The sequence below is a fragment of the Halorarum sp. SLYT50 genome (assembly GCF_059821265.1).
The window spans coordinates 38,561-52,272 of sequence record NZ_JCAMRW010000006.1; the positions used below are offsets into that span (position 1 = coordinate 38,561).

Here is a 13,712-nt window from a genome sequence, read left to right on the forward strand (position 1 = left end):
CATGCCGTTCGCAATCGACTACCTCGACGATGGCCGGGTCCTCGAATGGGAAGCGACGGCTGACGGCGCCGTCGCGACCGAACGCGAGGACTATTCGCCGCGTTTCTACGTCGGGCCCCGAGCCCCCGATGCCGAAATCGATCTCACGCGACTCCGTACCGTGTACGACCGGCACCCGGACGTCGTCGCGACTGATATCGTCGCCCGGCGGCCCGGCTTCCGTCGCGACGACGAGGACGTCCTCGTCGTCGACGTCGCCCACATCGACCGAGTTACACCACTGGCCCGGCAGGCACGCCAGCTGTCCGACTACCCCGTGGGAGATCTCGCCTGCTTCAACGTCGATCTCTCACGAGAGTTCCGATACTGCTTGGAGAACAATGTGGATCCGACGCCGGCGAGCGACCTCTCGGCACTCCGACTCGACGTCCCGATCACTGAGACGACTGGCGATGCATATGGGGAACTAGCCGTCGCCGGCGAGACGGTTACAGGCCCGCCAGCAGATATCCTGTCGGTAGTCCAGGCAACACTCGACGAACTCGACCCTGACGTCCTCGTCTGTTCGACGGGTGAGATCATTCCGACTCTGTACGAGATGGCTGCCAGCACCGATGCCGACGAGTTCTCGCTGAGCCGGTGGGCCGATGTTGACTACCAGCAACTCGCGAGCCGATCGACCTACGCGAGCTACGGCCGCGTCGGGCACTCCCCGGCGCGATACAACGTACCCGGGCGAGCGATCATCGACCGATCGAACACGTTCTTTTTCGGCGAGACCAACATCGACGGCGTCCTCGACCTCGTCTCGCGGTCGTGCAAGCCGATTCAGGAGACAGCCTGGGCCTCGATTGGCAACGTTCTGACTGCCATCCAGATTTGTGAAGCCCACAAGCGAGGGGTTTTGGTGCCGTGGCACTCCTGGCGCCACGAGAAATACAAATCGATAGGGGTGCTTCACGACGCCGACCGTGGTGGGTTCATCTTCGCGCCGGAGGTCGGACTCCACGAGGATGTCCACGAGCTCGATTTCTCCTCGTTGTATCCGAACATCATCTGTACGCGGAACGTCTCGCCCGACGTGATTCGGTGTGAGTGCCATCGCGGCCGCGACGACGTCCCCGGTCTCGGCTACGCGATTTGTGACGAGCAGGGCTACCTCGTTGACGTCCTCCAGCCAATCATCGATGCACGCGACGAGATCAAAGCCGCCATCCGTCGCGAACAAGAGCGTGACGACCCAGATGAAGAGCGAGTCGAGGAACTCGAAGGGCGATCGGACGCGCTGAAATGGATTCTCGTCGCCTGCTTTGGGTATCAAGGATTCAACAATGCGAAGTTCGGACGGATTGAGTGCCACGAAGCGATCAACGCGTTCGCTCGCGAGATTCTGTTGACGGCGAAACAGCGGCTGGAAGCCGGCGGCTGGCGCGTCGTCCATGGCATCGTCGACTCCATCTGGGTGACGCCAGATCCCGACGTCGACGACGATGACCGCGAAGACCTCCAGACACTCACGACGGAGATCACGGAACGCGTCGAGATTCGGCTCGAACACGAGGCTCACTACGACTGGGTGGCGTTCGTGCCGCAGCGCGAGAGCGACGCCGGCGCGTTGACCAAGTACTTCGGGAAGGTCGCTGGCGAAGACGAATTCAAAATCAGAGGCATCGAAGCCCGGCAACGCTCGACTCCGCCGTTCATCGAGAACGTTCAACGGGACTGTCTCGACCGACTCGATGCCACGCGGTCCCCAGACGCGGTACTCGGACGTCTCGAACGAGCAATCAAGGAACTGCACTCGGGTACTGTTGCAGTGGAGCGGCTCGTCGAACGGAATCGCGTCTCCAAGACGTTGGAAGGTTATACGCAGAATACTCAGAACGTGGCGGCCTTGAAACGGGCTCGCGACCAAGACCTCGCTGTCCACCCGGGGCAGGATATCGAGTACGTGGTCGTCGACGACGAGAAGTCCTCGAGAGAACGGGTCGCGTTGGCCCACGAAGAGATCGAGACCTACGACGCCTCGTACTACGAGACGGAGCTGGTCCGAGCTGTCGAGAGCATACTGGCTCCCCTTGACTGGGGTCGGAACGACATCCGACGAGAGCTCAACGGAACACGTGTAGTCGGTATCACGGACTGGACCTGACGAACCCCCTCCCCCCTTTTTCGAGTTGTAAACTCGTGACGACGGGGAGGGGTGAACAGCAAGAGGGACTGCAAAACAGCCGATTGTGGCGGATACACGCAATAGAAGGCTTGAACATCTATTTCTCTAACTTACAACTAGAAATGCGAAAGCTTATGTTGTACGTTATCTTACCACATCCGTAATAGAGACAAAGAAAACAATTCTTCTAGCTCAGCTAGAAGATCGAGATCTCTGGGTATGGAGAACCCGATCTCGAGAATCCTTGACGTCTCATCGCCTCTACGCCTCTTTTGTGGACTCCATTCTCACTACACAGCGTCTGAAGTGGTCTACACCCAGCAACTTACAACTCGAAAAAGGGGGGAGGGGGTGGAATGGTCGAGTTCATCAAACGAGCTTCACCAGCCATCGTGTCCATAGGCCGATACTACTCTCCTTCGCGAACTACTCATACGAGTGTCGCCCTTTCGCGACAATTCTGGTGCTTACAACTCGAAAACGGGGGGTGTAGGATAGACCCTTTCACCCTAAGCATCATTCACAAAATCCAGACTGTACAGATTTGCTTCTATACTCAGTGCGACTCACCACTACTTACAACTCGAAAATGCGGCGGGTGGGAGAATCAGACCAAGTGTGTTACCGCTCCTCAACGTCATACAACTCGAAAACGGGGGGTCTGGGTCATCGAGGGAGTTCGACGATAGAGAATCCTGGCGACCCGTTACAACTCGACAACGGAGGGTGATAGATTCCGAAGACGGTATCCGACTCATTTCGAGAATACAGGGCTGTAGTCGTTAGATAGCCTGTTTTCGCCTGGTTACAACTCCACAAGGGTCCATATTTTATACCCGGAGTTCGAGGGGGTTCATAATGGGACGAGAGGGACGTAGAGCAGGATCGAATCATCCGGAAGCTGAGGAGGATCGTGAATCCTCCTCTGCTGATCCTGAACATCCTGAGTCGACGGGTGAGGATGTGGATTCTCCTGATACGTCACAAACGACCTTCGAGAATGGATCAGATCCCACCGATTCGTCTCAAGAAGCATCCAACGGCGACGGTGGTGGCATCTCGATTCGTGATCGGCTACAAACTGAGTCGTCCGGTGGCGTCTTCGCGAACAAAGACCTCGTTCGGTCAGACACTATCATCGACGAGGATCGTATCGTTGGCCGTGATGACCAGCTGGGCCGTGTCGTCGACAACCTAAAACCGGTCCTCCAGAATGAGGGGATCCCCGATATGCTCCTGAGTGGGCCATCTGGAACGGGGAAATCACTCATCATTCATGCAGTCTGCAAACAGATCGTCGAACTGTGTGAGTCACAAAGCAAGACCTTCGGAGTTCTCTCTATCAACTGCGAGGGACCGAAAACTGCAGATCGAGCTGTCTACCGGCTAGTTAAAGCTGCTGCCGACGACCTCGGTGTCGAACCTGGTGTTCCTCAAACCGGCGTCTCGACGGATCAGAAGCTCGAGCGACTGTACGAACTCATGCGAGAGTATTACGACGGTGTCATCTTCATCCTCGATGAGATCGATATGCTCGAGGGGCCGTATCAGGAAGCGGAGTACAATTCTCTCATCTACCAGCTTTCACGGGCTCGAAAGCTCGCCGACTTTGACGGCCCGATTTCGCTCACGACTATCACGAATTACGCTGATTTCATGAAGGACCTCAACAGCCGCGCACAGAGTTCCTACAACCCTGACGACATCTTCTTCGACGATTACGATGCGACGCAACTCCGTAGTATTCTCCACAACCGACGGGACGCCTTCAAGCCAGAATCACTCGCAGAAGACGTCGTTCCGCTTGTTGCCGCGTTCGGATCCCAAACGCATGGAGATGCACGGAAAGCAATCGATCTCCTCAGATGGGCTGGCGAATTAGCCGAGCGGCGTGGAGCTGACACTGTTACCGAGACTGATGTCCGTGAAGCCCAGGAGAAATACACCGAAAATCGAAAACTTCGACATATTAGCGGGATCTCCACTCAAAAGAAACTCTCCATCTACGCTGTGTCGGCCACTGCCCACTACGCAAGAGAACATCCTGAGTGGATTCCTGCTGGACCTGCGTTCAAGACGTACCAATTCATTGCTGATACGATGGATGCGGATCAGTACAGTCGCGAGACATTCGTAAATCACGTCACAGAGCAGAGTACGTATGGTGTATTGGACTTCGAGCGTCGAGGCAAGGGGCGAGGCAGAGGAGTGCATATGTATTTCTCCCTCTCCGAGGATCCGGAAACGATTATGGAGACGATTCGTGAGGATTCCCGGTTTGAAGATCTAGCTCACGAAGAGGCGACTATCAGCGCGGTTGTCCGCGAACGGCTGAAGCAGTTCCGGAGTAAGAATTAACCTCGACTCTATTCTCCACCGACTTACTACGCGAAAACGGGGGGTGTTCGCGCTCTGGGGGATGCGTTACAACTCGAAAATGGGGGGGTGTCATTCTCTGGGTTTTCTTGTTACTACTCGAAAACGGGGGGTGGTCGCGGCCCGAGTGATGCGTTACAACTCGAAAATGGGGGGTCATTCATCAGGGGCATCTCGTTACTACTCGAAAACGGGGGGTGGGTGAGCCAAGAGAGTCGACGTGCCGGTTTGATGTAATATACTATCTCCTCGCCCTCTCCCATTTACAACTCGAAAATGGGGGATGTATTCTACGATTTTCTCGTCGTCGGTGCCACTGATGACGAGGACGTCGTGGAGAAACGACGGAAACGTGGGGGTGTGAAATACCGTTTTGCCCCTGTCTACAGTTACTCCAGAACACTCACGAGAGCCTCGGCACACTCGACGAGGTCGTCCTCAGTCGTCCACCGGCAGAGACGCCCAGCATCGTCGAGCATCTCGAAGATCGCGGTCTGCATTCCGCTGTAGGGATTATCGACGTCGACGTTCGTGTCGATCGCGTCCGCATCCAACGAGTCATACTCTCGTTTGAACACATGGGTCTTCGCGAAGTACTCCTCGAGGGCTGTGAAGTAGCCCTGTTCGACGAGGAAGCCGCCCTGGGCGTGTTCGGCGACGCCCACGATGACGTCTGTGTAATCGGCGAGCAGCCGGAACTTGAGGTAGGTGTTCGTCCACTCGCTCCGAATGTCGACCATCAGGAACGCGTACGCACCGGGCTGCCGGTTGAGGCGATCTTTCACGAGCTGGAGACGACGGATTTCGGGTGTCCCGTAGCTGCCAAGAACGAAATACGAACTCTCAGCTGAGAAGATCGGCGTGAGCTCCGCAACACTCTGTTTCAGCGCTTCGTACTCCGTCGGCGTGAGTGAGGCCTCATGCAGATACTCGTCGGCTTTCTCGGCGAGTTCGTCGACAGCGACCGAATCCTCACTCATTAGAACGGGAATTCTCCCGTCTACTGCTTCAATGTGGCGAACACATCGGCGACCGTATTGCTCTAGACCGATTCGTATTTGAGCGAAACGCTTTTGCACGCACTACACGAATTATGGTGTAATGAGTACCTCCGACCACACGCCAAGCGACCTGGAGTCCGTTCGGGAGCGGCTCAACGTCGTCACCCAAGAGACGCGGTTCTCGCTCCTCCAGGACATCCTCGGGCATCCGTCGGAACTGCCGACGCTGAAGGAACTCGACTACGTCAACCCGAGCAAGAGTCAGACGACGATTCGCCAGCACCTCCAGCAGCTCGTCGACGCTGGCATCGTCGAGGAAGTCCTCCTGTCTGAGGACCGCCGGCAGAACGACCTCCCGTACAAGTTCTACGGGATCAGCGAGAGTGGACGGCAGTTCCTCGAGGAACACAAGTTCCTCCGAGCGCAAGACACGCTCCGAGAAATCTACGACCGAGTGGAGAAGACCGACGACATCAAACGATACGAGACCGCTCCGCGACCCGAGCGCTAACAGCTGCCGTCTTTCACTTCGCAGACGGGGTCTTATCCCCAACTACCGCCAAGCAAACTGGGGCGCTGTTACCTCTACTCGTCGGGATTGACGGGACCTTTGTACTGAGAGCGAATCTTGTTGCCGTCCCGCCACTGCCAGTAGTAGTAGCGGTTGTCGTTGATCTCCTTGATCGTAATCGTGGCTTTCGAGGGGACGTCATCTGGGAGGTCGTCTGGCCGTTTTTCAATCTCGTCTTCCTCCTCCGCTTTGGAAAGGCGGGCCTCGCGCTCACGGTATTCAGCGAGTTCCTCGGCGTAGCTCGCGACGTGACGGAGGATCTCGGGCGAGTAGTCATCGAGAGTGTCGATGACGTCGGTGGGGAGGTCCGCTGGGGGCGTCGGTGGCTCGTAGGACATGGGCCGATCTGTGTTAACCAACACAGACGCAAGGAGCATAGTTTTGTTGGTTAAGTCCGTAACAAACCGCTCAGAACGGTCCTCCTGCAGCTGTAACACTACTCGAAACTCTACATCAATGAGTTTCGTCTGATGTTACAGTCCTTCGAACATCCTCGAACTCTGGGCGATTCTACGAGTTCGAGGGGAGTCGACCATCAGGTCGTGGGACCTGCCCCTGTTTGATCTCGTGATCGACTCGTCGGAGGTGTTTACAGCCGCCCTCGGGCGTGTGCTTCCGCCAATCTGGACAGGTACACGACCCACTGATCACGTCGACTTCATACCAGTTCCCGGACGCTGACCGAACGTCGTACTTGCCGCCCTTTTCGAGCAACGAGACGTTCATTTCTTCGTCGACAGCACGTCTGGTTCGAGGCTCGAGGTCGTCCTTCGGTGTCGAATGCTCTGCGACGACCATCCGGTCGCGAACGTCGCCTGTTCGCCCCCCGTCTGGCGCAACGGCGGCCGTGGGCCCCTGAAGCCGATTCTTAAGCAGGTCTTCGACCGGATGGCCTTCCGGCCACCGGTAGTGCACTTCGCGACGCTCTCGATGGTCGTAGGAGCCGCAGGCGGCTGCGCTCCCGTTCCAGACACGCCACGCACCGAGTGTGGCCATCACGTCCACGATGACTCGCGGAACAGCCTCGTACTCGTCGGGGTAGAACACCCGGAAGCGAGTACACTCCTCCTGCGGCGGAACCATCTCCCACCATTCGACGTCGTCGCCCCAGCTCTCGCACATTGCCGTGTCCTCCCCGTAGCCGACGGTCACGCCGTCGATCTGCGGCACGTTCACCGATGTCTCGTCGGCCTCGCCTTCGAGCAGCCGAAGGACGGCGTATCGGAGATACTCGTGATACGGATTGTCTGAAGATCGGGCGACCTGATCGTGGTGCTCTGCGACTCGCTCTGCTTCTTCGAGAACGGTAGTTAGGTACCGGTCGGTCATGGCTTGATGGAGACGGGACAGCGCCTCCGCCCCTCGGCGGGCGCAGATAAACTTAACCAACGTAGTGGCCTCCTTGCGCCAATCTGTTGGTTAATAGAGTGGAAGCGTAGTCACTGGCCGCGGTCGCAACCACCGCCGTGACGACGTTCATGTTCTCCGGCTTTATGGCGACTCTTGCTCCACTATCGCGGTGTTCAATCGCTCCCAGACCAATTCGAACGCCGGCGGATTCCCTGTGAGGTCCGGCAGCGTCGTCTCCCACTGCTGGCGAATCACGTCCTGCTGGTCCTTCGGAAGGCCCGTCGCCATATCGACGGTGAGTTCATCGTGGTTGCACTTGGCCTCAAAGGCGGGTCGCACCTCGGCAAAGTCAATCGTCACCGAGTCGGTTTCGAGCAGCTGGTACAGGTCGTAGTAGTCGCGAGCAGCGCCCCGCTGGTAGATCGCTCGGAGCTTTTCGGCGAAGATCTCCTCGACGCTGTACGCCTGAAGATCGAATTCGGGGACGTCCTCGTACGCGTGGGTATGCTGTACCGGGTCGAAGGCGACGTACTCGTCGACCATCACGTCGATGCTGGTCGTGTTCGGATGATTGAGGACGGCACGGTACTGGATGCTCACGTCGACGTAGTGCGTGGGGTAGTGATCCTGCCGCGATTCGTGATGCTCCCGAATCGTGAACTCGATTCCGGACCGGTCGGTAATCGTATCGAGGAGCGCTCGGAGATCGTGTTTCGACCCTTGATATTGTCCCTCGACGCCGAAGTCGAGGTCCTCGGAGAATCGCCACGACTGCGGGAAGTACAACTTACTGAGCGCGGTGCCGCCCTTAAACAGGAGATTGTCACCGTAGTCGCTGGTGAAGATCCCCCAGAGCAGCCACGAATTCACGTAGTTCTTCTCGGCGTACCCCTGCCGGACACCGAGTTCTCGGGCGAGGACGCGAAGTCGATTCTGGCTGATCATCGTGGTCAGGACTCCGTTGGCTCAAGCATCGTTGGCTCGACGTTGATCCGGAGGCGATACGTACTGGTGGTGGGTCCTGTCTCGGGCCGCGTAGGGTCGAGCAGGGAGTAGCCGCTGGTGAACGAGTCGACGAGTGCCTCTCGGGTCGGCAGGTCGATGCCGAGCTGGTCGGCGAGATAGACGATGCGCTTGGTTGCGGCGCCGTTGCCGAGGCGCTCGAGATACTCCCCAACCGTCGGCCACGAGCAGCCCTGCTCGTCGGCGGCCACCATCGCCGTCGCGAGTTCGTGAATCCCGCCACAGAATTCAGGGTGGTCCGCACAGTCGACGAGCGTCTTCTCCAAGTCGCTGACGTGGACGGTTGTTCCTTCGATTGACGTCGGCTCGAAGCCGAAGAACTTCCGCTCGGTCACCGTCGTCACGCGGTACGGAACCCCGTGAATCTCCCGGCTCTGGGCCCGTGTCGGCGTGACAACGTAGACCGTCCGTGGGACCTGCTCGGTCAGCCCGTGGTGGCTGAGGGCGCTGTAGTAGCCGATGTACATCGGCTCGGCGACGTGCGCGGCAATGAGGTACTCGTGGGTCGTATAGACGCCGTTCTCGCCGGCGGCGAGCGGGATGATGAGATACCGTCCGGGGAGGAGTCTGTCGAGCCATCCCTTCTCGGTCAGTCGCGAGGCGATCTCGCGCGCCGTGTTCGGAGCGATCTCCAGCGTCGTCTCGATATCGTCAATCGAGATGATCTGGTGCCCCTCTGAGGCCAGCCTCGACAGCAGGCGACTCTCCCGAGTCGAGAGCCCCGCCCGCTTACTTTGCGTCTCTTCTATGGTACTCATACCTGCGTTCTATACATAGAATATGAAACGGACTGGCTTTAGCGTTGTGCCGGACGGCCGGTGCTGAATGAGTTAACCAACGTGGGTGGAGCGAAGGCCCGATTGTTGGTTAATCGGGAGGACTCAACCTAGTTCTCGACGATGTCGATTATCTCCTGGGCGGTAGAACTGATCCGCCCAAGTCGATCCTGAATCGCCTCGGGATCATCGTCTTGCCACGCAGCAAGATAGAACGCCGATCCGCTCGTATCCAACTCGAAAAACCGACCAACGATGTACGCGACGGCTTCTGCTTCGACTTCGCGCTTTGACCGTTCGGCCTCGTCGTCGACGTCGAAATGGAGTAGCGCGTGAGCGAACTCGTGAATCAGCGTGACCGCGAGGTCGGCCTGGTTCGTCCGTGCTTTCGCCTCAACGATCGGCGTGAAATCATGGATATCCCGCTGTTTGCAGACGCCCTTCGCGTCGCCGTGCTCCCACTCGGCAGCGTCGACGATGCAAACCGTCACACCGAGCGCATCCGCTGCCTCTGTGAGTGCGGGTACGAGGCCCTCAGCGTCGCCTGTCGCCTCCGTTTCTAACTCGGGAAGCGGTTCTCCCTCGGTCTGAGAGACATCGAAGACAGCAGCCGGTTTGAATCCCACGAGCCCTTTCGACCACTCCTCGGGAGGCGTCTCGTCGTACTCACAACCGATTTTCTCGTGGTAGCTCGGCGAGTTCTCGCACTCGGGGCACTGCTTCGTGATGATCGGCGCCCAGATCCAGATCGCCTGTTCGCCCTCCTGGACGTGCCGGTCGAACTCATTCCGCCAGGTGTTGAAGCCAGCGACCTTCGTCGCCTCGGGACACTGGAGTTTGATGAGCAGCGTGTTGCGATGGGAGTAGTCGTGGAACCGACTCTGGACGTCGAGCCACTCTTGGAACTCATCGCTGGCCTGCGCCGCATCAACGTCGTCAACGAGTTCGTCGATCCATGCTTCAATCGTACTGTGCATATCATCTTTTCGCGTGTCGGTCTCCTCGAAGGAGGCCGACGAGTCGCTCGTCATAGCCATGATGTTCTGAAATTCGCCTTACTGCGATTGCCTCAATTCAGCCCGCGCCGCACCCCTGACGGCGCATAAAAACCTCGTGACGGCGGTCACCGGAGGGCGGCTTTCTCATCAGCGAAGCCGACTGTGACGAGGTAGTCGAGAAAGGAATCGAACTGGTCGACGTCGCTGGGCCTGTCGGTTGCGAGGTGGCGTACCCACTCGATGGCCCACTGGAAGGCGGGATCAGTACCGCCCTTGCCGTGGATATACCACCAGCGAGCTACCTTCAGGACGACGAGCGGATTCGTCGGTGGCTGCTCGGACGCGAGCGCTTGCGTAATCGACCGGATTTCCTCGGGGACATCTTCCGGTTCGACTTCGGCTGACTGGCTGTTCGCTACGTCGACTGGAATTGCATCGATCGAGACGTCGTTCGAATGCTGTTGTTGGCTCACGGAAATCACCATCTTGGAGGGCCTGATCTAGCACGCCCTCGTCCTCTCCGGAGGGCGCGAAAAACAGGACGCTGCGTCACGCAGGCGGGATGTAGACGCTCCGATCGCCGGCGATCTCCTCAAGGTTGTTCCGATGCCGGTGCGAGAAGTAGCACTCATAGCTGCAGTACCCACAGACGGCTCCCGTGTCGTACTCGGCGACGTACGGGCCACGATCGGTCGTCCACACGTTCGCGCGGCACTCGGTACACACCGCGCTCTCGATATCGCTTGGCGTGGGCCCGGAATAGGTGAGTTCGGTCTCGTCCGCCTGTGGTGTCGAATCGGGCCAGACGCCGTGGTCCTGCCAGAATTCTTTGAGCCGGCTGAGACTATGCCGGACCGTCTTCCGGACCGTGACGTGGTCGGCGTCGCGACCACTGTCGTCCCAGCCGTCGGCCGTCCAGAACTCGCCGAACTGCGCCCCGCGATGCAGACCATTCCAGTCGAGGCCGACGATGTCGGCCGGCGGGTCCCCCGTCAGCGTTGGTTGGGTGAGCTGCTCCACGACTTCGAGCTGCTTGGGTGGACTGCCACCGAGGATGTGGACGCGACGGCCCCGCCAGTCGATGGGATCGGAGAACTCGTGTGCGAGCGTTTCCGCGTAACCTCGCGAGTACCCAAGCACGATATCGTCGGGAATCGCCTCGATGGCGGCCCGGCATTTCGGGACGATGATGAACTCCGTCTCGGGAAGACTCTCCTGGAGCTCTCGAATCGTATCGACGTACGATTGTGCTTCCGCAGCGTCGTAGGCGTCACCGACGATACCCACGTTGGGCTCGTACTCGAGCGCCCGATCGACGTACCGGTCGAGGTCGGGATTCCGAAAATCGTTATCGAGCATTCCGACCGGGCACTCGAGGGTATCGAACTGCGACTGCTGATACGTGCAGTCCTCGCGAAACCCAGGGAGGAAGCCGAGGGTCAGCGCATCGATCGCAAACGGAACCCGATGGAGGAACGCCACGTACGCCGCTTGCCGGGCGTCAGTGTGTGTCTCAGTAGTACTGTTGCTAACTGGGTCTGCGCTGTCGTGAATGGCCATGAGGAGTCTCCTGCGGGACTCCGTCGCCCCGCGGGGCTCTCCGGGGCACGATAGACTTTTCAGTGTTAACCAACACCGAACGGGGACTGACGCGATTGTTGGTTAATCAAGAAGCAGTAGTCGCGCGATTCGTTGATACCAAGAGCGACCTCAGCGTTCCAAAGCTAACTGTGAGAGGAGTTAGCCCCACAGAATCAGCGGAATGTCGATACCCACCATACGAATTCCTTCAAGACATCGTCTAGCAGGAGATTCTGCACCCAACGTCTTTTGATAACAGCGGACCTACAGCCAGGTATGGCAACTGACTCACACGATCACGGCCACGGCGAAACGGAACCCGTTACTGACCGTACTCACGACAACTCGTGGTCGGCGAATCTCGAGAAACCACAATACGCCGACGATCGCTCTCTGCTCGAACGACACGCGATTGAGGCCATCGAACACACGACCAGCGGCCACCACGTCAATCTCGTCACCCACGAAGCGCATGGCCATCCGGAGACATACCTCTATGACGCTCTCACCGACCGATTCGAGGAGGAGGAGGACGTCCGCTGGGAGTATGTCGAACAGTGCGGCTGTGGGGGCCACGTCGTCCGCGCTCACATCGAATAACGTCACGAACGCAGCGAACGGCAGCGGCAGGCTGTGAATCCGTCCACTCATCGATTCGAACACTATGGTCCACATCAAATCGCTCCCAGAACTCGAAGGAGAACCACACGCGAACGCCTTTCCCAGCGAGGAACCGAAGACGATCCGATTAACCCTCTCCGAGGGGGAAAATGTCGAGCCGCATGCTCATCCGGATCGAGAAATCGTGCTCTACCTCATCTCTGGCAGCCTCGAACTCAGACTCGATGGGGAGCCGTACCACGTGACTCAGGGCGATGTCGTTCACTTCGATGGAGCACAGGACATCTCTCCGGTTGCAAAGGCGGACAGTACCGCATTGCTCGTTCTCGCTGCGAAACGAGAGGGGCTTGGCTCTTCATAAGGGAACCTATGAGCTCCCAACGGTCATCATCTCCGACGAAGTCCGAATCTGATGGCGAAGAGACACCCCAGCAGCGACGGCTTGAGCGGAAACGAGAGCGGGCGATGGCTGCTCAGTCGCAGGTCGAAGCCGAGCGGGCTGTCGATGCCGACACTGACACGATCCAACTCGAAGTGTTTCGGTATGACCCCGATGTCGAGGCCAAACAGGAACCCCGATTCGACGATTTTGCCGTCCCCTACGAACGGGGAATGACCGTCCTCGATGCGCTCATCTACGCGCGCGACCACCACGACTCGTCGCTCACGTTCCGCCATTCCTGTCGCATGGCCGTCTGTGGCAGTGACGGATTCTTCATTAACGGACGGCAGCGACTGGGGTGTCAGACGCAGATTTCGGATCTCGACGAACCGATCCGCGTCGAACCGCTGCCTCACCAACCGGTGATCAAGGATTTGGTCGTCGACATGGACCACTTCTACGAGCGGATGGAGGCCGTCGAACCGTACTTCCAACCCGACGATCTCCCCCTCGGTGAGCTAGAAGAGCAGCGGCAGTCGCCCGAGAACCGCGAGCAGATCAAGATGGCCTCCCGGTGTATCCAGTGTGGTTGCTGTACGTCGTCGTGTAATCCGGCCCAGACCGACGACGAGTACATTGGGCCGGCGGCGATCGTCAAGGGGTATCGGTTCTACATGGACGAACGCGAGGGGCCCGATGCCCAGGAACGCCGGCTGGAACTCCTCGAGAAAGAACACGGCGTCTGGCAGTGCCACACGCAGTTTTCGTGTACCACGGTCTGTCCGAAAGACATCCCGATCACAGAAGAGATCCAGGAGATGAAACGCGAGGCCATCAAACGAAACCTCAAGTTCTGGTAA

The 13,712-nt window shown here is 58.5% G+C and carries 14 protein-coding genes; 6 read left to right on the forward strand and 8 right to left on the reverse strand.

Annotated elements, in window-relative coordinates; all coding sequences use genetic code 11:
- Position 1: 1 nt before the first annotated feature.
- Positions 2-2,152, forward strand: coding sequence for a type B DNA-directed DNA polymerase (locus tag AC6RUA_RS19860; protein ID WP_499816364.1), 2,151 nt, complete (start codon positions 2-4; stop codon positions 2,150-2,152).
- Positions 2,153-3,031: 879 nt separating this feature from the next.
- Positions 3,032-4,531, forward strand: a complete 1,500-nt coding sequence (locus tag AC6RUA_RS19865; RefSeq protein ID WP_499816365.1) for a Cdc6/Cdc18 family protein — start codon at positions 3,032-3,034, stop codon at positions 4,529-4,531.
- A 407-nt stretch (positions 4,532-4,938) separates the two neighbouring features.
- Here the strand turns inward: AC6RUA_RS19865 and AC6RUA_RS19870 are convergent, their stop codons facing one another.
- Positions 4,939-5,529 carry a DUF8170 family protein gene (locus AC6RUA_RS19870; protein ID WP_499816366.1) on the reverse strand — a complete coding sequence of 197 codons (591 nt, stop codon included), beginning with the start codon at positions 5,527-5,529 and terminating at the stop codon, positions 4,939-4,941.
- A gap of 121 nt (positions 5,530-5,650) precedes the next feature.
- Between AC6RUA_RS19870 and AC6RUA_RS19875 the strand changes: the two genes are divergently transcribed.
- A complete protein-coding gene (locus tag AC6RUA_RS19875; RefSeq protein ID WP_499816367.1) occupies positions 5,651-6,061 on the forward strand; it encodes a helix-turn-helix domain-containing protein in 411 nt (136 codons plus the stop codon).
- A 74-nt stretch (positions 6,062-6,135) separates the two neighbouring features.
- Here AC6RUA_RS19875 and AC6RUA_RS19880 read toward each other — a convergent pair whose 3' ends face one another.
- The 7 genes from AC6RUA_RS19880 to AC6RUA_RS19910 all read right to left on the reverse strand — a co-directional run bounded on the left by AC6RUA_RS19880 (position 6,136) and on the right by AC6RUA_RS19910 (position 11,828).
- Positions 6,136-6,459: a DUF6788 family protein gene (locus AC6RUA_RS19880; RefSeq protein ID WP_499816368.1), complete on the reverse strand. Its 324-nt coding sequence runs from the start codon at positions 6,457-6,459 to the stop codon at positions 6,136-6,138.
- Positions 6,460-6,631: 172 nt separating this feature from the next.
- Positions 6,632-7,450 carry a hypothetical protein gene (locus AC6RUA_RS19885; RefSeq protein ID WP_499816369.1) on the reverse strand — a complete coding sequence of 273 codons (819 nt, stop codon included), beginning with the start codon at positions 7,448-7,450 and terminating at the stop codon, positions 6,632-6,634.
- A 162-nt stretch (positions 7,451-7,612) separates the two neighbouring features.
- The gene (locus tag AC6RUA_RS19890; RefSeq protein ID WP_499816370.1) at positions 7,613-8,416 is read right to left on the reverse strand and encodes a nucleotidyl transferase AbiEii/AbiGii toxin family protein; all 804 of its coding nucleotides are present in this window, start codon (positions 8,414-8,416) and stop codon (positions 7,613-7,615) included.
- Between the two features lie 5 nt (positions 8,417-8,421).
- On the reverse strand, positions 8,422-9,252 hold the full coding sequence (locus AC6RUA_RS19895) for a type IV toxin-antitoxin system AbiEi family antitoxin domain-containing protein (RefSeq protein ID WP_499816371.1): 831 nt from the start codon (positions 9,250-9,252) through the stop codon (positions 8,422-8,424).
- A 128-nt stretch (positions 9,253-9,380) separates the two neighbouring features.
- Positions 9,381-10,307 (reverse strand): ArdC-like ssDNA-binding domain-containing protein, encoded by a 927-nt coding sequence (locus tag AC6RUA_RS19900; protein ID WP_499816372.1) that lies wholly within the window; start codon positions 10,305-10,307, stop codon positions 9,381-9,383.
- Positions 10,308-10,393: 86 nt separating this feature from the next.
- Positions 10,394-10,741, reverse strand: a complete 348-nt coding sequence (locus tag AC6RUA_RS19905) for a DUF8013 domain-containing protein (RefSeq protein ID WP_499816373.1) — start codon at positions 10,739-10,741, stop codon at positions 10,394-10,396.
- A 76-nt stretch (positions 10,742-10,817) separates the two neighbouring features.
- Positions 10,818-11,828 (reverse strand): DUF6610 family protein, encoded by a 1,011-nt coding sequence (locus AC6RUA_RS19910; protein WP_499816374.1) that lies wholly within the window; start codon positions 11,826-11,828, stop codon positions 10,818-10,820.
- 297 nt (positions 11,829-12,125) lie between these two features.
- On the opposite strand from AC6RUA_RS19910, the gene AC6RUA_RS19915 reads away from it, so the two are divergent.
- The 3 genes from AC6RUA_RS19915 to AC6RUA_RS19925 all read left to right on the forward strand — a co-directional run bounded on the left by AC6RUA_RS19915 (position 12,126) and on the right by AC6RUA_RS19925 (position 13,712).
- Positions 12,126-12,449, forward strand: a complete 324-nt coding sequence (locus AC6RUA_RS19915) for a CGCGG family putative rSAM-modified RiPP protein (protein WP_499816375.1) — start codon at positions 12,126-12,128, stop codon at positions 12,447-12,449.
- Positions 12,450-12,513: 64 nt separating this feature from the next.
- Entirely contained in the window at positions 12,514-12,831 is a 318-nt protein-coding gene (locus tag AC6RUA_RS19920) for a cupin domain-containing protein (RefSeq protein WP_499816376.1), read from the forward strand.
- Between the two features lie 8 nt (positions 12,832-12,839).
- On the forward strand, positions 12,840-13,712 hold the full coding sequence (locus AC6RUA_RS19925; protein WP_499816377.1) for a succinate dehydrogenase/fumarate reductase iron-sulfur subunit: 873 nt from the start codon (positions 12,840-12,842) through the stop codon (positions 13,710-13,712).

Excerpts from the sequence above, each read along its gene's own strand:
- AC6RUA_RS19865 (WP_499816365.1), top strand. The coding sequence starts at position 3,032 with ATGGGACGAGAGGGACGTAGAGCAGGATCGAATCATCCGGAAGCTGAG.
- AC6RUA_RS19875 (WP_499816367.1), top strand. The coding sequence starts at position 5,651 with ATGAGTACCTCCGACCACACGCCAAGCGACCTGGAGTCCGTTCGGGAG.
- AC6RUA_RS19910 (WP_499816374.1), bottom strand. The coding sequence starts at position 11,828 with ATGGCCATTCACGACAGCGCAGACCCAGTTAGCAACAGTACTACTGAG.
- AC6RUA_RS19885 (WP_499816369.1), bottom strand. The coding sequence starts at position 7,450 with ATGACCGACCGGTACCTAACTACCGTTCTCGAAGAAGCAGAGCGAGTC.
- AC6RUA_RS19915 (WP_499816375.1), top strand. The coding sequence starts at position 12,126 with ATGGCAACTGACTCACACGATCACGGCCACGGCGAAACGGAACCCGTT.
- AC6RUA_RS19880 (WP_499816368.1), bottom strand. The coding sequence starts at position 6,459 with ATGTCCTACGAGCCACCGACGCCCCCAGCGGACCTCCCCACCGACGTC.
- AC6RUA_RS19920 (WP_499816376.1), top strand. The coding sequence starts at position 12,514 with ATGGTCCACATCAAATCGCTCCCAGAACTCGAAGGAGAACCACACGCG.
- AC6RUA_RS19890 (WP_499816370.1), bottom strand. The coding sequence starts at position 8,416 with ATGATCAGCCAGAATCGACTTCGCGTCCTCGCCCGAGAACTCGGTGTC.
- AC6RUA_RS19895 (WP_499816371.1), bottom strand. The coding sequence starts at position 9,252 with ATGAGTACCATAGAAGAGACGCAAAGTAAGCGGGCGGGGCTCTCGACT.
- AC6RUA_RS19925 (WP_499816377.1), top strand. The coding sequence starts at position 12,840 with ATGAGCTCCCAACGGTCATCATCTCCGACGAAGTCCGAATCTGATGGC.
- AC6RUA_RS19900 (WP_499816372.1), bottom strand. The coding sequence starts at position 10,307 with ATGGCTATGACGAGCGACTCGTCGGCCTCCTTCGAGGAGACCGACACG.
- AC6RUA_RS19860 (WP_499816364.1), top strand. The coding sequence starts at position 2 with ATGCCGTTCGCAATCGACTACCTCGACGATGGCCGGGTCCTCGAATGG.
- AC6RUA_RS19870 (WP_499816366.1), bottom strand. The coding sequence starts at position 5,529 with ATGAGTGAGGATTCGGTCGCTGTCGACGAACTCGCCGAGAAAGCCGAC.